The sequence below is a fragment of the Nocardia brasiliensis NBRC 14402 genome (genome assembly GCF_000308475.2).
GTDB lineage: Bacteria > Actinomycetota > Actinomycetes > Mycobacteriales > Mycobacteriaceae > Nocardia > Nocardia brasiliensis.
Genome location: NZ_BAFT02000027.1, coordinates 111,931 through 130,880 on the forward strand (window position 1 = coordinate 111,931; position 18,950 = coordinate 130,880).

The following is an 18,950-nucleotide window of genomic DNA, read 5'->3' on the forward strand; positions in this document are numbered from 1 at the left end:
TCCCTCATAAGGTCATTCCCACTGCAGCCAGTGCCGTCTCCAGATCACGTACGTCGGTGTGGTCCCATTCCTGTTCCCAGCCCGCGGTTTTACAGATTCCGGCGAGGATGCCTCCGGTCAGCCCCCAGACCAGCATGCCGTCCACCTGGAAGGCGGGGCTCTGGTAGCCGAGGCTGCCGCGGACCAGGAAGCGATTGGCCGGATCGAGCAGCTCGGCCAGGCGCACCCGGACCACGCGCTCGGTCTCGCTCGCGTCGACCACCCCGACCGCGCTGGGCGTGCGCCAGTAGGCCACGACCGGTGTCACGTCGAATCGGGAGGGCGGCACGAACAGCTTCGGCAGGATCGCCAGCGGCTCGACACCGGAGCGGTCCAGCCCCGTCTCCTCGCAGGCTTCGCGCAGCGCGGTGTCGATCGGCCCGGTGTCACCGGGATCGACCGCGCCGCCGGGAAAGGCGACCTGGCCGCGATGCTGGCGCAGGGTGGCGGCGCGCTGGGTGAGCAACACCTCCGCGTCCGCGGGTAGTCCGCCGGGCGCGGCGGGGTCGGCTTCGGGCGACCCGCCGAACAGCACGAGCACCGCCGCCTGCCGCGGGGTTGTGGTGATCGTCATGGCGCGGCGCAGCGTGCGCGCCAGCGTGAGGGTGTCCGACGAGTCGGTGTCGGGCTCGGTGGCCCGGCTCAGCCACTTCGGAATGTCCTGGGGCACAGGGATGGTCATGCGGCTACTCCCAGCTCCCGGGCGACGGTGTTCGCGATGTCGTCGACCCCGGTGAACGCGCGCACCTCCACCCGTGCCACCGAACCGTCCGCCCGCACCAACACCGAAACAGGCAGTACCGCAGGGGCGCCGACGACGGTCCGCACCCGCGTGTCGGCATCGAGTACACCAGGCAGTTTCACGTCGAGTCCAGTCAGCCGGGCGATCGCCTTGGCCTCGTCGGGGTCGCTGTGCACGGTCAGCACGGTAATCGCGTTTCCGGCGCGTCGGGCGAACTGCTGCAAATACGGCAATTCTTGCGCACACGGCCCGCACCAGTAGGCCCAGAGGTTCAACAGCGCCGGCTTACCCGCGAGCGCGGCGGCCAGCTCCACCGGCGCACCGTCGGCCAGGCAGTTCAGCGTGAGGCCGGCGAGCGGGCCGGCGCTCTGCACGCCCGCGACGGGGTGGGGGCACGGCGCGAGATCCGCGGCGGCGCGTTGCTGTTCGGCAACTCCGGCGCTGCGCGGGGATCGCGCGGTATCCGTCGCGGGGTCGGCGTCGCGGTTGCCGCGCGGCCACAGCGCGACCGTCAGCGCCAGCACCGCGATCAATCCGGCCAGCGCCCATCGCCAGGCAACCGGGACTCCCCTCACCGGCCGACCAGCTCGAGCAGATGCTCCTTCTCGGGACCTTTGACCAGATCCGCGGCGGTATCGGGATCGGTGGGACCGGCGCCGAAGGACGGGCAGTCCTTGGCGAGCACGCACACACCGCAGGCCGGCTTCCTGGCATGACACACCCGGCGGCCGTGGAAGATCACCCGATGCGAGAGCATCGTCCACTCTTTGCGCTCGATCAGCTCGCCCACGATGTGCTCGACCTTCACCGGGTCTTCCTCGGCGGTCCACTGCCAGCGCCGCACCAGGCGACCGAAATGGGTGTCGACCGTGATGCCCGGCACGCCGAACGCGTTGCCCAGGATGACGTTCGCGGTCTTGCGCCCGATGCCGGGCAACTGCACCAATTCGTCCATGGTGTGAGGCAACTCACCGTGGTGCCGCTCGAGCAGGGCCTGTCCGAGGCCGATCAGCGAGTTCGCCTTGTTGCGGTAGAAACCTGTCGAGCGAACGTATTCCTCCAGCTCCGCGCGGTTCGCCTCGGCGTAGGCGCGGGCGTCGGGGTACTTCGCGAAGAGCGCGGGCGTGGTGAGATTCACCCGCACATCGGTGGACTGCGCGGAAAGTATTGTCGCGACCGCCAATTCGAGCGGCGTGGTGAAATCCAGCTCACAGTGCGCGTCCGGAAAAGCCTCGGCCAGCACACGGTTCATCCGGCGCGCGCGGCGGACCAGCCCGAGCTGGGTTTCCGCCTGTCGCGCGCGGGTTTTCCGCTTCGGCGCAGCGGCCGCGGCGGCTTGCGCATCGGTCGCCGCGGCGGCAGTCGCACGTCCGTTTCCGGCGGCATTGGAAGGGGTGACACGCACTCGTCCACCATACGGAACTGTCGGACGGCGTTGCCCGTCCAGTTCGGTTGCCGTGTTCCATCTGAGACCTAGACCGTGTTTACTCCTCCGTATGCAAGGACTCGCTGTGGTGCTCTTCCCAGTGCTGTTGATGCTGTTCGCACTGGGTATGGAGCGGGTCGAGAACCGGCTCCGCAAACTTCTCGAACCCGACGAAGAGGTTCAGCAGTACCTGGACAAGGCAAGCAACGCAGAAGTGAAAGAGCTGACGAGGCTCGGCCTGCCCGCTGCCGTGGCACGGATGCGCAAGCGCCGCGCCCGGGGCGAAGAGCTGGATGTGGCCCGAGCAAGCTGACCCCGAAGTGACCGACGGACCCGGCGGCTAGAGCTGCGGTAACCACGTGGGTGCCCGCGAAAGCCAAGATCAGAAACTGGTACGGTTCCTCGCTGCGCCATGCAATCCACACGTTACGTGGTGTCTGTCACTACGCTGTCATCATGCCGCGTAGACTGCGCTGTTGGCCGAGTCGCTTTCGGTCCAGTACAGAGCCATTTCCCATAAGGAGCACATAAGTGGACGAGGCCCTCGCCAGAGCAGGCATCTTCCAGGGCGTCGAGCCCACTGCGGTGGCCGCCCTCGCCAAGCAATTGCAGCCCGTGGATTTCCCACGTGGTCATGTCATTTTCAACGAAGGTGAACCGGGTGACCGGCTCTACATCATCACCTCGGGCAAGGTGAAGATCGGACGTCGCTCTCCCGACGGCCGGGAGAATTTGCTGACCATCATGGGTCCCTCGGACATGTTCGGTGAGCTGTCGATCTTCGATCCGGGCCCGCGTACCTCCACCGCCACCACGGTGACCGAGGTGCGTGCCGTGACGATGGACCGGGACGCCCTCAAGTCCTGGATCGACCAGCGACCCGAGATCGCCGAGCAGTTGCTCCGCGTCCTCGCCCGGCGCCTGCGTCGCACCAACAACAACCTGGCCGACCTCATCTTCACCGACGTGCCCGGCCGGGTCGCCAAGGCGCTGCTGCAGCTCGCACAGCGGTTCGGCACCCAGGAGGCCGGTGCGCTGCGGGTCACCCACGACCTCACCCAGGAGGAGATCGCCCAGCTGGTCGGCGCCTCCCGCGAAACCGTGAACAAGGCGCTCGCCGACTTCGCGCACCGCGGTTGGCTGCGGCTGGAGGGCAAGAGCGTGCTCATCTCCGACTCCGAGCGCCTGGCCCGTCGCGCGCGCTAGTCCACAGGTGTACCGCCTGCCGGATTCACAGCTCCATGAATCCGGCAGGCCGGTTTCGATACGCGTCAGCCCTCGGCGCGTAGGTATTCCAGCTGGGCCTGCACCGAGCTGCGGGCGGCGAGCCACAGCCGCTTGTCCACGTCGGCGTACACCCGGCGCACCACGGCCATCGCACCCGCGTCGGGGCCGAGCACCCGCAACGCCTCCCGGACCTGTTCGAGTCGTTCCTGCCGGTGCGTGATGTAGTAGCGGGCCACCGGCTCCAGGTCGGGATGATCCGGCCCGTGCGCGGGCAGCAGCGCCTTACCCGCGCCCACCTCGACCAGACGGTCGAGCGAGGACAGATAGTCGGCCAGGGTGCCGTCGCTGGAATCGAGCACGGTGGTGCCGCTGCCGAGAATGGTGTCCCCCGTCAGCACCGCGTCGTCGAGCACGAAACTCACCGAGTCGCCGGTGTGGCCCGGGGTGTCGAGCACGGTGATGCGCAGGCCCGCGGCCTCGATCACCTCACCGTCGACCAGCGGTGCGGTCGAGCCGCGCAGGAACTCGGAGTCCTTGGCGCGCACCGGGGTTCCGGTGAGTTTCACCAGGCGGTCGATGCCGCCGGTGTGGTCGTGATGCCGATGCGTGATCAGCGTCAGCGCGATCTCGCCCCCGGTGACCTCGGCGATCTTCGCGCCGTGCGCCTTGTCCTTCGGCCCGGGATCGACCACCACGCAGTCCGATCGCCCCGGCGCGCGCAGGATCCAGGTGTTGGTGCCCTGCAACGTCATCTGGCCGGGATTGTCCGCGAGCAACACCGCTGCCGTCGGGGTGACCTGCCGTAGTTGCCCGTACGCGGGATGTTCAAGTGCCATGCCATCGTCCTCGAATGCGATCTGCCGATCCGGAGTGGTCTACCCGAAAGACAACCACGCGCGCGGCTTTCACCTGCCGCGCACGTGACCGTCCTCCCGCGCGGGAGAAATCACCCCACCTCGACGATGATCTCGACCTCGACGGGGGTGTTCTTGGGCAGTTCGGAGACGCCGACGGCGGAGCGCGCGTGCACGCCCGCGTCGCCGAAGACCTCGCCGAGGAATTCCGAGGCGCCGTTGATCACGACCGGCTGGTCGTTGTATCCCGGTGCGGAGGCGACGAATCCGACCACCTTCACCACGCGCACGACCCGGTCGAGCCCGACCAGTCCGTGCACGGCCGCGAGCGCGTTGAGCGCGCAGAGGCGGGCGGCTTCCTGGGCCTGTTCGGTGCTCACCTCGGCGCCGACCTTGCCGACCGCCGACAGCTCACCGTTCACGAACGGCAGCTGACCCGAGGTGTAGACCAGCGAACCGGTCTGGATCGCCGGGATGTAGGCGGCGACCGGCGGCGCGACCGGCGGCAGGGTCAGGCCGAGCCGGGCGAGATTGCTTTCCCACTGGGTTGCTGTGGTCATCTGCGGCGTCTCCTTACTTCGGACGCTTGAGGTAGGCGACGTGCTGCTCACCGGTCGGCCCCGGCAACACGGTCACCAGCTCCCATCCGTCCGCGCCCCACTGGTCGAGAATCTGCTTGGTCGCGTGCGTCAACAGCGGCACGGTCGCGTACTCCCACAAGCTCGCTTCACTCATGGGAGGAGCGTAGTTGCTGACCGCCGGAGCGCGCCTGCGGCATCGCGTTCCGCCCGCCCGCCGACAGTGGGCAAAACGTCCCGAAATCCTACTGTCTGGTACAGATGCACCGCCTGGACCAGGCACTAGGCGGATCCCTCGGGCGCGATCTCAGAACGGGTTATAGGCTCGCGAACGTGGGAGTACCAACAGCAGTGCCGCTTTCGGCCGAGCCCGAGCTCGAAAAAGGCTGGCCGGAACGTGCCGAGAAAGCTCGCTTGCACTACGTCTCGGGCAAGGGTGGCACGGGCAAGTCGACCGTGGCCGCGGCGCTGGCATTGGCCCTCGCGGCCGGCGGGCGGCGGGTGCTGCTGGTGGAGGTGGAGAGCAGGCAGTCGATCGCCCAGCTGTTCGACCTGCCGCCGCTGCCGCCGACCGAGACCCGGATCGCCACCGCGGACGGCGGCGGCGAGGTGGTCGCGCTCGCGCTCGACATCGAGCACGCCTTTCTCGAATACCTGGACATGTTCTACAACCTCGGCTTCGCGGGCCGGGCGATGCGCCGGATGGGCGCCATCGAGTTCGTCACCACGATCGCGCCCGGCCTGCGCGACGTCATTCTGACGGGCAAAATCAAGGAGACCGCGGTCCGGGTCGGCAAGGACGGCAAGCGGGTCTACGACGAGATCGTGGTCGACGCGCCGCCGACCGGCCGGATCGCCAGCTTCCTGGACGTCACCCAGGCCATGCTCGAGGTGGCCAAGGGCGGGCCGATCGCCTCCCAGGCGGAGGGCGTCTCGAAGCTGCTGCACTCGGATCAGACGATGATCCACCTGGTTACGTTGCTCGAAGCGCTGCCGGTGCAGGAAACCGCCGACGCCATCGCGGAATTGAAGGCGGCGGATCTGCGGATCGGCACGGTCATCGTGAACCGGGCCACCGAGGGTCAGCTGCCGCCCGAACTGCGCGCCGCGGCCGCCCGGGGCGCGGTGGACACCGACGCCGTCCGCACTGGGCTCGCCGCCGCCGGGATCACCCTGCCGGACAACGACTTCCAGGGTCTGATCACCGAAACCATCGAGCACGCCGCCACTTTGCAGGCGCAGGACGACAGCGCGGCCGAGCTCGCCAAGGTCGACGTGTCCCGCCTGTACCTGCCCGCGCTGCCGGAGGGCATGGACCTCGGCGGCTTATACGAACTGGCCGAACACCTGAGTACCCAAGGGGTCAAATGACCGCGCCACTGGATATTTCGAGCATCATCGAAGACCGGACGGCGCGTGTCGTGGTCTGCTGCGGCTCGGGCGGGGTCGGCAAGACCACCACCGCCGCGGCGATCGCGTTGCGCGCGGCCGAACAGGGCCGCAAGGTCGTGGTGCTCACCATCGACCCGGCGCGCCGGCTGGCGCAGTCGCTCGGGGTCGCCGATCTCGGCAATTCGCCGCAGCGGGTGCCGCTCGGGCCGGCGGCCAAGGGCGAGTTGCACGCGATGATGCTGAACATGCGCCGCACCTTCGACGACATGGTGCTCGAGCACACCAGCCCGGAGAAGGCCGAGCAGATCTTCGCCAACCCCTTCTACCAGACCGTCGCCTCGTCGTTCGGCGGGACGCAGGAGTACATGGCGATGGAGAAGCTCGGTCAGCTGGCCGGGCGCAAGGAGTGGGACCTGATCGTGGTCGACACTCCCCCGTCGCGCAACGCGCTCGACTTCCTGGACGCGCCGAAGCGGCTCGGAAACTTCCTGAACGGCAGGATGATCCGGGTCATCATGGCGCCGGGTCGCGGCGTCACCCGGCTGGTCACCGGCGCGATGAGCCTGGCGGTGCGCGGGGTGTCCACCATCGTCGGCGGCCAGATGCTCAAGGACGCCTCGAACTTCCTGCAATCGCTGGACTCGCTGTTCGGCGGCTTCCAGGATCGCGCGGACCGGACCTACGCGATGCTCTCCAAGCCGGGCACCCACTTCCTGGTGGTCGCGGCCGCGGAACCGGACGCGCTGCGCGAGGCGTCGTTCTTCGTGGACCGGCTGTCCACCGAACGGATGCCGCTGGCGGGCCTGGTGCTCAACCGGACGCATCCGGCGCTGAGCACGTTGTCGGCCGGGCGGGCGGCGACCGTGGCGGAGCAACTGGCGGACTCGGATCCGCTGACCGCGGCGGTGCTGCGCATTCACGCCCGTCGCGTGGCCACGGACAAGCGCGAACAGCATCTGCTGCACCGGTTTACGGGGGCGCATCCGCGGGTACCGATCGTCGCGGTCACCGCGTTGCCGTTCGAGGTGTCCGATCTCGAGGCGCTGCGTGCCGTTGGTGATCAACTGACCACCAACCGAGCATCTGCTTGATACATAGACGCATCGGCTATAGGTCCAAACGGAAGCTTTTGCCCCCAAACGGGACTGAGCCCGCTTTCGCAGGCTCAGTTCCGAGGGTTCACGGGGGCTACATTGCCACCTGATGTTGGCGCTGGGCCTGGAAGAAGTCGGCCCAGGAGGTCACTTCCGGGTGCTGCTTGAGCAGCGCGCGCCGCTGCCGCTCGGTCATACCGCCCCACACACCGAACTCCACTCGATTGTCGAGCGCGTCGGCACCACACTGCATCAGCACCGGGCAGTGCCTGCAGATCGTCGCGGCTTTGCGCTGGGCAGCGCCGCGGACGAACAACTGATCGGGATCCACTTCCTTGCATCGGGCCTGGGCTACCCAGGCGATCCTTGCTTCGGCCTGCTCCACGTCCAATCGAGCGATGGGGGTTGTCATGTGCATTTGGTGTGCCCCTTTGCAGTCCGAACACCGGGTCAACGGCGCTCCAGAATCGCGTGTCAGCGTCGCAGCAACCCAAACCCCGCTGCGAACTGCACCACATTCCACTTTGAGTGTTAGCTCTATCACACTGGGTTCTCAATCTAGGTAAAGGTATGGGGCTAGCGCAAGACCGCCCCCGGATTTTTTGGTACGTCCGTCCCTGCAAAATCCCCGGAGCGGCGGCGAGGCCGGGTTATTCGCGGCGCGCCGTCCCGCGACACGCCAGACTCGCTCGCGCGACACGCCCATTACCCGTCATCAATCTCGCTCCGGTAAACGCACGGAAGAGAGCTCGGAGCGCACCCCGTAGTCTGAGGATCGTGCCGATCACACAAACGCTCGCGAGGCTGGCCGGCAGCTGCTTGCTGGCTGCCGTGCTCGTCGCCGGGTTGCTGTTCCCGCTCGCAGGCGGTTTCGGGTTCGTCTCGAACCGGGCCGCCGACGCCGTCGACAACGTGTCCTCGGAATTGGTGGAGGGCACCGTGCCCGCGGTCTCCACCATGGTCGACGCGAGCGGCGCACCGATCGCCTGGCTGTACGAGCAACGCCGCTTCGAAGTACCCAGCGACAAGATCTCCAACGATATGAAGCTGGCGATCGTCTCCATCGAGGACCGGCGCTTCGCCGAACACGAGGGCGTGGACTGGCAGGGCACGTTGCGCGCGTTCCTGACCAACACCTCCAGCGGTGAGGTGCAGCAGGGCGCCTCGACGCTGGACCAGCAGTACGTCAAGAACTTCCAGCTGCTGGTCGTGGCCAAGACCGACGCCGAACGCCGGGCCGCGATCGAGACGACCCCCGCCCGCAAGATCCGCGAGATCCGGATGGCGCTGACCCTGGACCGCGAGCTCACCAAGGACGAGATCCTGACCAGGTATCTGAACCTGGTCCCGTTCGGCAACTCCTCCTACGGCATCCAGGACGCCGCGCAGACCTATTTCGGCATCGACGCCTCGGAGCTGAACGTCTCGCAGGCGGCGATGCTCGCCGGCATGGTGCAGAGCTCCTCGAAGCTGAACCCCTACACCAACACCGAAGGCGTGCTGGCCCGGCGCAACACTGTGCTGGACACCATGATCCAGAACATCCCCAGCCGGGCCGACGAGTTCCGCGACGCCAAGACCAAGCCACTCGGCGTGCTGCCCGAGCCCAAGGGTTTGCCGCGCGGCTGCATCGCCGCGCACGACCGCGGTTTCTTCTGCGACTACGCGCTGCAGTACCTCGCCAACGCGGGCATCAGCCGCGAGCAGATCGACAAAGGCGGCTACCTGATCCGGACGACGCTCGATCCTGCGGTGCAGGACTCGGTGAAGCGCTCGGTGACCGATTCGGCGAACCCGAATCTGGACAACATCGCCCAGGTGATGTCCGTCGTCGCGCCCGGCCAGGACTCCCATCCGCTGATCGCGATGGCGAGCAGCCGCACCTACGGACTCAACCGCGACGCGAACGAAACCGTGCAGCCGCAGCCGTATTCGATGGTCGGCGACGGCGCGGGCTCGATCTTCAAGATCTTCACCACCGCGGCCGCCATGGAGAAGGGCCTGGGCATCAACGCCCAGCTCGACGTGCCCGGCCGCTTCGAGGCCAAGGGCATGGGTAACGGTGGCGCCCGCGGCTGCCCGGCCGCCACCTACTGCGTGGAGAACGCGGGCAAGTACAAGTCGCCGATGTCGGTGACCGAGGCGCTGGCGACCTCACCGAACACCGCGTTCGTCAAGCTGATCCAGGCCGTCGGGGTGACCCCCACCGTCGATATGGCGGTCCGGCTCGGCATGCGCTCCTACACCGAGGCGGGCACCTCCGGCCACGGCAACCAGAGCCTCGCCGACATGATCAAGGAGCAGAACCTCGGCTCCTTCACCCTCGGCCCGGTCGCGATCAACCCGCTGGAACTGTCCAACGTCGCCGCGACGCTCGCCTCCGGCGGCAAGTGGTGCCCGCCGAACCCGATCAAGGAGGTCGTGGACCGCCAGGGCAAGCAGGTGCCGCTCACCCAGCAGGCCTGTGAGCAGGTCGTGGAACCCGGGCTGGCGAACACCCTGGCCAACGCGATGAGCAAGGACGACATCAGCGGCACCGCCGCGGGCGCCGCCCAGTCCGCGGGGTGGGCCGCGCCGCTGTCCGGCAAGACCGGCACCACCGAAAGCCACCGCTCCTCGGCCTTCCTCGGCTTCACCAACTCGCTGGCCGCCGCCACCTATGTGTACGGCGACAGCCCGACGCCGGGCGAGATCTGCTCGTTCCCGCTGCGCAACTGCGGTGACGGCAACCTGTTCGGTGGTAACGAGCCCGCACGCAGCTGGTTCAACTCGATCAAGCCCGTGCTCGGCCACTTCCCGCCGCCCGCGCTGCCCCCGCTGGACGACAAGTACGTGCGCGGCTCGAACAACGCCCAGGTGCCCGATGTGGTGGGCATGACCCAGGGCGCGGCGACCGCAGCCCTCGTCGGCGCCGGTTTCCAGGTGACGCCGGTGACCGGGCCGGGCGCCCAGGCCAAGGGCACCGTGATGGGCACCGCGCCGAACGGCTCGGCCATCCCCGGCTCGGTGATCACGCTCTACGTCAGTGACGGCACGCAACGGGCCGCACCGCCGCCCGGTCCGCCGCCACCGCCGGGGATCCCCGGGTTGCCGCCGCCCCCGCTGCTGCCGCCCATCCCGATCCCGATCCCCATCCCCCGCTGACGCACGAAGGGCCGCGAACTCGGAAGTTCGCGGCCCTTCGCGTTACGTGGCCGTCGCCGCACGCGCCGCTCAGAGGCGCGCTTTGACCGCGGCGGAGATGCGCGAGCCGTCGGCCTTGCCCTCGGCGAGCGCCGTGGCGATTTTCATGACCTGCCCCATCTGGCGCATGCCGGGACGCTCGCCGAGCTGCTCAGCCACCTGGGCGATCGCCGTATCGGCGAGATCGGCGACCTCGGCCTCCGACAGCTGGGTCGGCAGGTACTCGTCGATGATCCTGGCCTCGGCGTGTTCGTTGGCCGCCAACTCGCCACGCCCGTTCTGGGTGTAGATCTCGGCCGACTCGCTGCGCTTCTTCGCCTCTTTCTGCAACACGGCGATCACATCGGCGTCGGAGAGCTCGCGGGCCTCGGCGCCGGCCACCTCGGCCGTCTGGATCGCGGCGAGCAGCATCCGCAAGGTGGAAAGACGCAGCGTATCCTTGGCTTTCATCGCGGCGGTCATATCCGTCCGCAGTTGCGCTTTGAGTTCCGACATGAGGCTCACGGTAGCCGCTCGCGCGCGCAGCGCCCACCACATTTGCCCCGCCGCGGGCGAATATCGATGCTCGCGCGCACGCCGATCGAGGGCGCTCGCGCAAGGCCTTGTGCGTAAACACACTCGGCGATCCGCAGCGGGGTCACCTATGCTGGGCAAATGCCCGTGATCTCGACCTCTGCTGTCCGCACGACCGCGTTGGGAGCCGCTGGGGCGGCGGTGGCCGGAATCGGCTACGCCTCGCTGGTCGAACGCAACGCCTTCGTTCTGCGGGAGGCAACCATGCCGGTGCTCGCGCCGGGGTCGTCCTCGCTGCGGGTGCTACACATCAGCGATCTGCACATGACGCCCGGCCAGAAGCACAAGCAGCAGTGGCTGCGCGAACTGGACCGGCTGGAGCCGGATCTGGTCGTCAACACCGGCGACAACCTCTCCCACCAGAAGTCGGTACCCGCGGTAGTCCAGGCCCTCGGCGGATTGCTTTCCCGCCCGGGGCTTTTCGTTTTCGGGAGCAACGACTACTTCGCGCCGGTGCCGAAGAACCCGCTGAAATACTTCAAGAAGGACCACCGGCGCGTCTACGGCGCACCGCTGCCGTGGAAAGACCTGCGCGCGGCCTTCACCGAGCGCGGCTGGCTGGACCTGACGCACGTGCGCCGCGACCTCGAGGTGGCCGGCATCCGCATCGCCACCGCGGGCGTGGACGACCCGCACCTGCAGCGGGACCGCTACGACACCATCGCCGGCACCCCGAACCCGTTGGCGGACTTACGCATCGGCCTGACCCACTCCCCCGAGCCGCGGGTGCTGGACCGCTTCGCCGACGACGGCTACGACCTGGTCATGGCCGGGCACACGCACGGCGGTCAGCTGTGCCTGCCCGGTTACGGCGCGCTGGTCACCAACTGCGGGATCGACCGGTCCCGGGTGAAGGGTCCGTCGAAGTGGGGTGAGCACACCCAGCTGCACGTCTCCGCGGGTGTCGGCACCTCGCCGTGGGCGCCGTACCGCTTCTGCTGCCGCCCCGAGGCGACCCTGTTGACGCTGGTCGCCGCGCCCCCGAAGCGTCCGGCGACAGACTCGGGCCAGGGCGTGTCCGCATCGGAGGCCATCGCCCGCTAAGGTCGCGTGCCGAGACTTGTGTCAGGCAGGGGACAACTGTGAGTGGATTCGACGACCGGCGCAACGACCCGACGGTTCTGGGCCAGCCCGGTGTGCCGTACCCGTACCCGTCCGGCGACGCCCAATTCGACCCGTCCGCACCCCAGGACGCGGGTGCCGAACAGCAGGGCCGGCCGTGGAAGCGGGACTCCGGCTTCCATCAAACCTGGCAGCCGCCGGCCGGCTGGGCCGAACGCCAGGCCGAAGCGGGCCAGGGCGCCGATCCCACGCTGCAATGGCAGCCGAATGCCGCTGTGCCCGACCAGCATGCCGGAGCCGACCCGAATCAGGCACGCCCCAACTATCAGTGGCAGCCGGGGCCGAGCGCGCCCGCGCCGACGGTGCAGTGGCAGCCGGGCGGCACCGCCCAGCCCGCAGGATGGCAGTCCCCGGCGCAGGCCGACCCGACGCTGCTGGCACAGCCGGTGTCAGGCGGCACCGCGCCGGGCGGCAGTCTCGGTGGTGAACCGGCAGGGCTGTGGCAGCCGAGCCTGGGGGCCGACCCGAATCAGCATCGTGCGGCCGAAGCCGCGCCGACGCTGCTCGGTTATCCACAGGCCACTCGACTAGGCCAGCCCGACCCCGGACTGCAATGGCAGCCGGCACCCGGCCAGTACGGCGAGGTGCCGCCGATCGAGCAATATCAAGCACCCGCGTACGGCACGCCGCAGTACGGTCGGCCGAGCGGCTACGGGCCGCAGGGCGGGTTCGGCGGGCCGCCGCAGGCGCCCGGCCACGGCACGGGCGGACAACAACCGGGTGGCCGCGGCAAAGCGGCGCTGCTGATCGGGCTCGTGGTGCTCTTGGTCGTGGCGGGTGCGGTAACAGCGGTCACGCTGGCCAAGCGCGGCTCGGACAACTCTGCGGCGCAAGAGAACTCACCGTCGATGGTGAGCGCGCTCACGCCGAGCGCCAGCACCGAGCCGGCGCCGACCAAGACCACCTCTGCGGCGCCGACCACCAACCCCAACGGCCGCAACGAAACCCCCGTGATCCCCGGCTATCAGGTCGTCGTCGCGCCCGACCGCGGTGCCGCGTACGACGTGCCCAGCGGCTGGACGATCGCGCCGGAGACGGCCATCGGCGGGTTCGGCGAACCACCGAACGCGGTCGCGGGCAAGGGATATGCCAGCGACGGCAAGGGCTACTGCCCCGGCTCCACCCGCACCGTGTCCTTCCTCACCGGTTCGCAGAGCCCCGATTCCGCCACGGCGGCAACCGATCTCGGCACCCGAACGGCCAAACTCGCCTACACCGCCTCGTCCAACGGCACACCGAGCGCGCCGGTGCCGCTCGAATCGCTGGACGGCACCCAGCACGGCATGTTCGTGGAAACCAAGGGCACCGTCACCCAGGCCAAGCCCGGCTGCGCGACGGCCTACTCCGTCTTCACCGTGGCCTACCCCACCGACAGCGGCAACTTCGTCATGGTGATCGCCGCCGACACCGGCGTGCCGAACGCCCTCGACGCCGACACCGCCAAGCGCATCTTCACCAGCATCCGCGCGCACGACGGCTAGACCACGTCGCGATACCCCCGCTGAACAGGCGGTTTAACGTCCAGGCCGTCCCTGTTGTAAGCTACTGCAGGTTCGATTCACGGGGTGTGGCGCAGCTTGGTAGCGCGCTTCGTTCGGGACGAAGAGGTCGCAGGTTCAAATCCTGTCACCCCGACTCGTGGTTGAGACGAACACTCTGCCCCGGCCTTCATCGGCCGGGGCAGAGTCGTATCCGGGGTAGGTCACGCTCGCTCGGCGGCGGTTATTTCTTGGGCGATGCCGTTGAGGATGATCTCCAGGGTGACGGTGAAGTCCGGGTCCTCGGTGGGGTCGGCGGGGGTGGCGGGTGGGGGTCGAAGACGGTGGAGCTGAAGAGTTTCGCGGCTTCCGGGTAGCGGGACGGGTCGACTAGGGCGGCGAGGGAGCGGGTGTAGGCCTGGTTGACCTGGGCCTCGTCGAGACCGGTGTCCGCGCGCCCTTCGGCCAGCTGCTGGGTGAGCAGGCTGGCTTGGCGGACGTGGCCGCTGACCAGCATCATGACCGCGACCTTGGTGGCCCAGTCGAGTGGTGTGCCGGCCAGCACGCGCAGGTGCGCGTCCATCCAGCCGACGGTGTTCGGGCCACGCGGCGGACCCGAGATCGGCAGCTGCGGCAGCCACGGATGCCGTAGATGGGTGGCGCGCAGCGCGTGCGCCCAGCGACGCAGCTCCGCGCGCCAATCGGCGGGCGCGAGCGGGAATTCCGGTGGCGAACCCGCCGCGTGATCGGCCATCAGCTCGAAGAGTTCGTCCTTGGATCCGACGTGCCGATACAGCGCCATCTTCGTGAAGCCCAGGGCGGCAGCGACTTTCATCAGCGTGACGCCCCCGAGCCCGTCGCGGTCGGCCAGTTCGACGGCCTTGCGCACCACCAGGTCGACGTCGAGCTCGGCGGGCCGTCCCAGCCGCTGCGGTGGCGAAGCGAGCCGCCACAACCTGCTCAGTTCCGCGGGCATGGCCTCGTCGGGCACTGCGGGCACCTTCCTCGGGATCGGCACATCAGGACCGGTTGCATACTAGCCGTCCAGATAGTATCTATTGGATAGTATCCATTAGATATTTAATACTCGCGGTCGATCGAGGAAGCTGGCACCCATGACCGATCAACTGGTCACCCCGCGCACCCGTGTCTACGACGTAGACGCGCTACGCGGCTTCGCCCTGCTGGGCATTTTCATCGTCAACATCACGTTCATGTCGTCCGGCTACCCCGGGAACCTGGTGACCGATCCGGCGTTCGCCGGCCCGGTCGACGAGGTGGTCCGCGGACTGTCCACGGTCTTCGTCGACATGAAGTTCTATCTGCTGTTCTCGTTCCTGTTCGGCTACAGCTTCACCCTGCAGCTGACCTCGGCGGCCGACGCGGGCGCGGCGTTCGAGCCGCGCATGCTGCGGCGCATCGCCGGGTTGTTCCTCATCGGTGTCGCGCACATCGTGTTCCTGTACGGGGGCGACGTGCTCACCACGTACGCGCTCGCCTGTCTCGCCCTGTTCCTGCTGCGCCGGGTCACCGACCGGACCGCGCTGCGCATCGCCGGCGTGCTCTACGGCCTGGTGCTGTCAAGCCTGCTGATCAGCGGATTGTTCCTGGATACCTCGGCGTGGCTGCCCGCGCCGGAACAGGCGCGAGCCAACGCCGAGCAAACAACCGCGGCCATGCTCGGTGGCTGGGGCGAGATCATCGGTACCCACCTCGACGGACTCCCGCTGCTGATCCTGCAGGCCATCACCCTGCAGGGGCCGACCGCGCTGGCGATGTTCCTGCTCGGCCTGGTCGCGGGTCGACGCAAGCTGCTGGCGCGGGTGCGTGGTGACGAACCGGTGCTGCGCCGTATCCAGTGGATCGGCTTCTCGATCGGCTTGGCGGGCAGCGTGCTCTACACCCTCGGCGGCGGCACCGGCACGACGCTCGCGGTGGCGGTCAGCGTCGCCACCGCGCCGCTGCTGTCGGCCGCGTACGTCGCGACGCTGCTGCGGCTGATGCACAGCCCCCGCACCGCGTGGCTCCGCACCGCGCTGGCCCCGGCCGGACGGATCGCGCTGACCAACTATCTCGGTCAATCCGCGATCGGTCTGCTGCTGTTCACCGGCATCGGTCTCGGCTGGGCGGGCCGCCTGTCACCGGCCGCGACCATGGCGGTGGCGGTGCTCGTCTTCGGACTCCAGCTGGTGGTCAGCGCGGTGTGGTTGCGCCGCTACCGGTACGGTCCCGCCGAGTGGATCCTGCGGTGGCTCACCAATGCCCGCCGCCCCGCCTGGCGCAGCACGCCGCGGTGACACCCCTCACCATCGCGTCGATCGGCGCGGTTCGGCCGGGAGGGTGGCTCACCTTGGGGCAGAATCGGTTTCGCCCCCTCCGAAAGGCTGAATCATGCGCGCACCCGCCGAGGACGTCACCGGAACGCTGGCCGGGAAGACGGTACTGATCACCGGTGGCGACACCGGCGTCGGCAAGAAGATCGCCGTTTCGCTCGCCGTGCAGGGCGCGCAGGTGGTGATCCAGCATCCGCACGCACCGGAATCGGCCGCCGATGTGGTCAAGGAGATCACCGGTTCCGGCGGTTCGGCGCTGGCGCTCGCGGCCGATATCGGCGATCGCCTCGAATACGAGGAACTGGTGCAGGCCCTGCTCGAAGAGTGCGGGCACTGGGATGTGCTGGTGACCACCACGGCTGCCGCGCTCACCACTCCCCTGGCCGAACTCACCGCGGACGAATTCGACAGCGCGTTCGCGACACCGGCGCGAGGCGTGCTGCACGGCCTGCAACTCGCCTCGGCTCATCTGGCCGACGGCGGACGGGTCATCACGGTCGCGCACGCCGCCCCGCCGGGCAACATCGTCGACGCGGCCACCGCGGGGGCAATCGCGGAGTTCACCCGCGTACTGGCCGCGGACTTCACGCCGCGGCGCATCGCCGTCAACGCGGTGAGCGCGGCGACCGGCAGCCCCGACCCGAACGCCGCCGCCACGGCGCAGCTGCTCGGTCCCGTGAGCGAAACAACCGAAATCTCGGAAGTGGTCGCGTTTCTGGCGAGCGACGCCGCCGAAGCGGTCACTGCGCAGCACATTCGGGTCGCCGAGGGCGGCGCGGGAACCGGAAAGACCGCCTGAACCGCATATCGGCGAATATCGAGCAACGAGATATTCCGCCGAATTACCACCGGGGCCATCCCGGTCATCCTGGGGCCGCCCCGACGGAATAACGCAATGGCGCATAAACTACCTCGATCCGGACAGCGTGTGCCGTGCGCCCGCCGAACATGCGAGCAAACGCCTACGCTGTTGATTTATGACCCGCGTTACCGCGCAAGGGAACACAGTGGACATCGCGACAGCGTCAACGACGCCCGTGTACCGGTTGGCCGCACTCTCCGATCTCGCCCGTGTCGCGGCGGTCGAGCAGGAACGGTTCGGCGCCGACGCCTACCCCTATTTCGTGTTGCGCCAGCTCTTCGACCTGCACGGCTGCGACTGGCTTGTCGCGGAGGTGGACGACGTCGTCTGCGGGCACCTGCTGGTCGCCCTCACCCCCGATCGGCGTGCCTGGTTGCTCAGCTTCGCCGTCACCGAGAGCCAGTGCGGCCGGGGCTACGGGTCAACCCTTTTGGCGCAGGCGATCGAGCTGTGCAGCCGACACTCGGTGCGCAGCATCCTGATAACCGTCCGGCCAACCAACCAGTCGGCCTATAACCTATACAAGCGAATGGGTTTCACCTGGACCGCCTATGAGGAACACTACTTCGGCATAGGCGAGCCTCGCGACATACTCGAGTACAAACTCTGACCGGAACACCATTCTCGAACATCGAGCGCGCGCCCCGTTCATAAAGCGAATTCCATTGCGCCACGGAAAGCCACCCGATCAGCGCGGTTCACTGCCGGAAGAATCCCGGATCGGATGCAGACCCTTCCACAGTCCGCGTAACTCGCGGGAGCATGCGCCTCGGGCATCCACAGGCTCGCCAGATGTTGCAGCACGGCAGCCGGGATCTCTGCGGCGCGGCCGCGGGGAATCTGCACCGGGCAGCCACCCACCACGATCACGCGACCGGCGACCGTGCCGACCGACTCGGCGGCCGAGCGGTGCCATTCACGTTCCGTCCCACAGCAAATGGGAGATGCGGTCGGAGATCTTGCGCGACACCGTCACCGGCACCTCCTCCGCGGCTCCGCGGGCGATGAGCTGATCGATCACGGCACGATCCACATCCAGGTGATCCAGGATCAGCTGCGTCGAATGGACCAGAGCGGCACGATGTTTGGGCACGAACGACATCGACCGATAGGCAGCGAACGGAGGCGCGTCGGGGGTCAGCTGTATCACTGCCGGTAGCTCCTGCCACCGGCCCGGCCACTGCGCTTCCATTGCGACGACCTGCGGCCGCACGACCGCCGCACCGTGGTAACGCAGCACGCCGAGCCGCAGCAGCTGCCAGACCGCGGCCAGCATCGGCGCCGACCACCGGCGGTGAGTTTCGTTGCGCCCGTTGGCGGACTCGGTGCGCTCACTCCACAACTGCACATCCAGGAAGATCGAATGCTCGCTGCGGCCGAACTCCTCCGCGGGACGAAACGGCAACATCCACGTGTGCCGCGGTTGTTCGCCGTCCGACGGGCGGCGGCCGTTGCTCAACCAGCCGGACTCCGCGGTCGGCGGGCGACGCCCGGTCGACGACGAAACGTCCGGCTCGGCAACGATACTGGCCACGACCAGCTCAGCGAGGCTGATCGGCGCATCTGACGGCCCGCCGTCGTCCCCCGGAATAACAGTCGCGCAACCTGATTGGCGGGCCAGATAGTCGATCCGCACACCGGCTTCGTCCGCCGCGGTGAGCAACTTGCCGAGGATATCCCGCGGATCGGCGTTCGGCGCGGTGTAGTCGTCGAGAAAATAGCAGGTACTCACCCGCACCCGGGAGCCGAATTCCGCACGGGCGACGGCGATGAACGCCTCGACCAACGGCGCGATCCCGCGAAACCGGCGCAGCACCTGGTCCATATCGTGCGCGATCTGAGGCACCGAGAAGTGGCCGACCTCGAGCGACAGATGCGACAGCGGCACCTGCTCGATCCCGGCCTGTTCCCCGTGCTCGCGGTAGCCCATCACGACTCAGCACCCCACCGCGTCCCGGCGCGCCCACGCCACCTCATCTGGACCAGCCCCGTTCCCACGCCCGCCGACCCTAAAAGTGTGCGCCCCTTCCCACCCCCCAGCCAACCC

The 18,950-nt window shown here is 68.3% G+C and carries 20 protein-coding genes and 1 tRNA gene; 11 read left to right on the forward strand and 10 right to left on the reverse strand.

The features are described from left to right. Positions 1–4: 4 nt before the first annotated feature. The 3 genes from TY25_RS06990 to nth are packed head-to-tail and all read right to left on the reverse strand — an operon-like array spanning position 5 to position 2,054. On the reverse strand, positions 5–721 hold the full coding sequence (locus TY25_RS06990; protein ID WP_088607064.1) for an NUDIX hydrolase: 717 nt from the start codon (positions 719–721) through the stop codon (positions 5–7). Further along, positions 718–1,356 carry a TlpA disulfide reductase family protein gene (locus TY25_RS06995; protein ID WP_042254991.1) on the reverse strand — a complete coding sequence of 213 codons (639 nt, stop codon included), beginning with the start codon at positions 1,354–1,356 and terminating at the stop codon, positions 718–720. The genes TY25_RS06990 and TY25_RS06995 overlap by 4 nt, the downstream gene beginning before the upstream one ends. Next, positions 1,353–2,054, reverse strand: a complete 702-nt coding sequence (nth, locus tag TY25_RS07000; protein ID WP_042255229.1) for an endonuclease III — start codon at positions 2,052–2,054, stop codon at positions 1,353–1,355. The genes TY25_RS06995 and nth overlap by 4 nt, the downstream gene beginning before the upstream one ends. Before the next feature lie 238 nt (positions 2,055–2,292). Between nth and TY25_RS07005 the strand changes: the two genes are divergently transcribed. Beyond that, positions 2,293–2,520: a hypothetical protein gene (locus TY25_RS07005; protein ID WP_014981184.1), complete on the forward strand. Its 228-nt coding sequence runs from the start codon at positions 2,293–2,295 to the stop codon at positions 2,518–2,520. Between the two features lie 218 nt (positions 2,521–2,738). Continuing rightward, positions 2,739–3,413: a Crp/Fnr family transcriptional regulator gene (locus TY25_RS07010; RefSeq protein ID WP_011206875.1), complete on the forward strand. Its 675-nt coding sequence runs from the start codon at positions 2,739–2,741 to the stop codon at positions 3,411–3,413. 65 nt (positions 3,414–3,478) lie between these two features. On the opposite strand, the gene TY25_RS07015 is transcribed toward TY25_RS07010, so the two are convergent. From TY25_RS07015 to sp36, 3 genes are all read right to left on the reverse strand, one after another. Further along, on the reverse strand, positions 3,479–4,270 hold the full coding sequence (locus TY25_RS07015; protein ID WP_042254992.1) for an MBL fold metallo-hydrolase: 792 nt from the start codon (positions 4,268–4,270) through the stop codon (positions 3,479–3,481). Between the two features lie 110 nt (positions 4,271–4,380). Further along, positions 4,381–4,848 carry a RidA family protein gene (locus TY25_RS07020; protein WP_014981182.1) on the reverse strand — a complete coding sequence of 156 codons (468 nt, stop codon included), beginning with the start codon at positions 4,846–4,848 and terminating at the stop codon, positions 4,381–4,383. Between the two features lie 13 nt (positions 4,849–4,861). Continuing rightward, a complete protein-coding gene (gene sp36 / locus TY25_RS42465; protein WP_014981181.1) occupies positions 4,862–5,023 on the reverse strand; it encodes a Sp36 family protein in 162 nt (53 codons plus the stop codon). Positions 5,024–5,217: 194 nt separating this feature from the next. Here sp36 and bagA point away from each other — a divergent pair, with 194 nt between their 5' ends. Both bagA and bagB read left to right on the forward strand, forming a co-directional pair. Continuing rightward, positions 5,218–6,237: an ATPase BagA gene (gene bagA, locus TY25_RS07025; protein ID WP_042254993.1), complete on the forward strand. Its 1,020-nt coding sequence runs from the start codon at positions 5,218–5,220 to the stop codon at positions 6,235–6,237. Then, the gene (gene bagB, locus TY25_RS07030; RefSeq protein WP_042254994.1) at positions 6,234–7,349 is read left to right on the forward strand and encodes an ATPase BagB; all 1,116 of its coding nucleotides are present in this window, start codon (positions 6,234–6,236) and stop codon (positions 7,347–7,349) included. The genes bagA and bagB overlap by 4 nt, the downstream gene beginning before the upstream one ends. A gap of 97 nt (positions 7,350–7,446) precedes the next feature. On the opposite strand, the gene TY25_RS07035 is transcribed toward bagB, so the two are convergent. Then, positions 7,447–7,770 (reverse strand): WhiB family transcriptional regulator, encoded by a 324-nt coding sequence (locus TY25_RS07035; RefSeq protein ID WP_014981178.1) that lies wholly within the window; start codon positions 7,768–7,770, stop codon positions 7,447–7,449. Positions 7,771–8,129: 359 nt separating this feature from the next. Here TY25_RS07035 and TY25_RS07040 point away from each other — a divergent pair, with 359 nt between their 5' ends. Next, positions 8,130–10,496: a penicillin-binding protein gene (locus tag TY25_RS07040; RefSeq protein WP_042254996.1), complete on the forward strand. Its 2,367-nt coding sequence runs from the start codon at positions 8,130–8,132 to the stop codon at positions 10,494–10,496. Positions 10,497–10,565: 69 nt separating this feature from the next. On the opposite strand, the gene TY25_RS07045 is transcribed toward TY25_RS07040, so the two are convergent. Further along, positions 10,566–11,030 (reverse strand): GatB/YqeY domain-containing protein, encoded by a 465-nt coding sequence (locus TY25_RS07045; RefSeq protein WP_014981176.1) that lies wholly within the window; start codon positions 11,028–11,030, stop codon positions 10,566–10,568. A 159-nt stretch (positions 11,031–11,189) separates the two neighbouring features. On the opposite strand from TY25_RS07045, the gene TY25_RS07050 reads away from it, so the two are divergent. The 3 genes from TY25_RS07050 to TY25_RS07060 all read left to right on the forward strand — a co-directional run bounded on the left by TY25_RS07050 (position 11,190) and on the right by TY25_RS07060 (position 13,865). Then, a complete protein-coding gene (locus TY25_RS07050) occupies positions 11,190–12,152 on the forward strand; it encodes a metallophosphoesterase (RefSeq protein WP_042254997.1) in 963 nt (320 codons plus the stop codon). Between the two features lie 38 nt (positions 12,153–12,190). Further along, positions 12,191–13,711, forward strand: coding sequence for a DUF8017 domain-containing protein (locus TY25_RS07055; RefSeq protein ID WP_042254998.1), 1,521 nt, complete (start codon positions 12,191–12,193; stop codon positions 13,709–13,711). An 80-nt stretch (positions 13,712–13,791) separates the two neighbouring features. Further along, a tRNA-Pro gene (locus TY25_RS07060) sits at positions 13,792–13,865 on the forward strand. Positions 13,866–13,952: 87 nt separating this feature from the next. Here the strand turns inward: TY25_RS07060 and TY25_RS07065 are convergent. Continuing rightward, entirely contained in the window at positions 13,953–14,699 is a 747-nt protein-coding gene (locus TY25_RS07065; protein WP_201773649.1) for a TetR/AcrR family transcriptional regulator, read from the reverse strand. A gap of 124 nt (positions 14,700–14,823) precedes the next feature. Here TY25_RS07065 and TY25_RS07070 point away from each other — a divergent pair, with 124 nt between their 5' ends. The 3 genes from TY25_RS07070 (at position 14,824) to TY25_RS07080 (ending at position 17,513) form a co-directional block, all read left to right on the forward strand. Beyond that, on the forward strand, positions 14,824–16,005 hold the full coding sequence (locus TY25_RS07070) for a DUF418 domain-containing protein (RefSeq protein ID WP_042255000.1): 1,182 nt from the start codon (positions 14,824–14,826) through the stop codon (positions 16,003–16,005). Between the two features lie 94 nt (positions 16,006–16,099). Next, complete coding sequence (locus TY25_RS07075; protein WP_042255001.1) at positions 16,100–16,840, forward strand: SDR family oxidoreductase; 741 nt, start codon at positions 16,100–16,102, stop codon at positions 16,838–16,840. Positions 16,841–17,048: 208 nt separating this feature from the next. Next, positions 17,049–17,513: a GNAT family N-acetyltransferase gene (locus tag TY25_RS07080; RefSeq protein ID WP_162184187.1), complete on the forward strand. Its 465-nt coding sequence runs from the start codon at positions 17,049–17,051 to the stop codon at positions 17,511–17,513. A 306-nt stretch (positions 17,514–17,819) separates the two neighbouring features. On the opposite strand, the gene TY25_RS07085 is transcribed toward TY25_RS07080, so the two are convergent. Next, positions 17,820–18,833, reverse strand: a complete 1,014-nt coding sequence (locus TY25_RS07085; RefSeq protein WP_042255004.1) for an SCO2522 family protein — start codon at positions 18,831–18,833, stop codon at positions 17,820–17,822. Between the last annotated feature and the right edge of the window lie 117 nt (positions 18,834–18,950).

What these genes read in the sequence shown, in the direction of transcription:
- sp36 (WP_014981181.1), bottom strand. Translation starts at nt 5,023, where the DNA reads ATGAGTGAAGCGAGCTTGTGGGAGTACGCGACCGTGCCGCTGTTGACG.
- TY25_RS07035 (WP_014981178.1), bottom strand. Translation starts at nt 7,770, where the DNA reads ATGCACATGACAACCCCCATCGCTCGATTGGACGTGGAGCAGGCCGAA.
- TY25_RS06990 (WP_088607064.1), bottom strand. Translation starts at nt 721, where the DNA reads ATGACCATCCCTGTGCCCCAGGACATTCCGAAGTGGCTGAGCCGGGCC.
- TY25_RS07050 (WP_042254997.1), top strand. Translation starts at nt 11,190, where the DNA reads ATGCCCGTGATCTCGACCTCTGCTGTCCGCACGACCGCGTTGGGAGCC.
- TY25_RS07070 (WP_042255000.1), top strand. Translation starts at nt 14,824, where the DNA reads ATGACCGATCAACTGGTCACCCCGCGCACCCGTGTCTACGACGTAGAC.
- TY25_RS07015 (WP_042254992.1), bottom strand. Translation starts at nt 4,270, where the DNA reads ATGGCACTTGAACATCCCGCGTACGGGCAACTACGGCAGGTCACCCCG.
- TY25_RS07075 (WP_042255001.1), top strand. Translation starts at nt 16,100, where the DNA reads ATGCGCGCACCCGCCGAGGACGTCACCGGAACGCTGGCCGGGAAGACG.
- TY25_RS07085 (WP_042255004.1), bottom strand. Translation starts at nt 18,833, where the DNA reads ATGGGCTACCGCGAGCACGGGGAACAGGCCGGGATCGAGCAGGTGCCG.
- TY25_RS07045 (WP_014981176.1), bottom strand. Translation starts at nt 11,030, where the DNA reads ATGTCGGAACTCAAAGCGCAACTGCGGACGGATATGACCGCCGCGATG.
- bagB (WP_042254994.1), top strand. Translation starts at nt 6,234, where the DNA reads ATGACCGCGCCACTGGATATTTCGAGCATCATCGAAGACCGGACGGCG.
- TY25_RS07020 (WP_014981182.1), bottom strand. Translation starts at nt 4,848, where the DNA reads ATGACCACAGCAACCCAGTGGGAAAGCAATCTCGCCCGGCTCGGCCTG.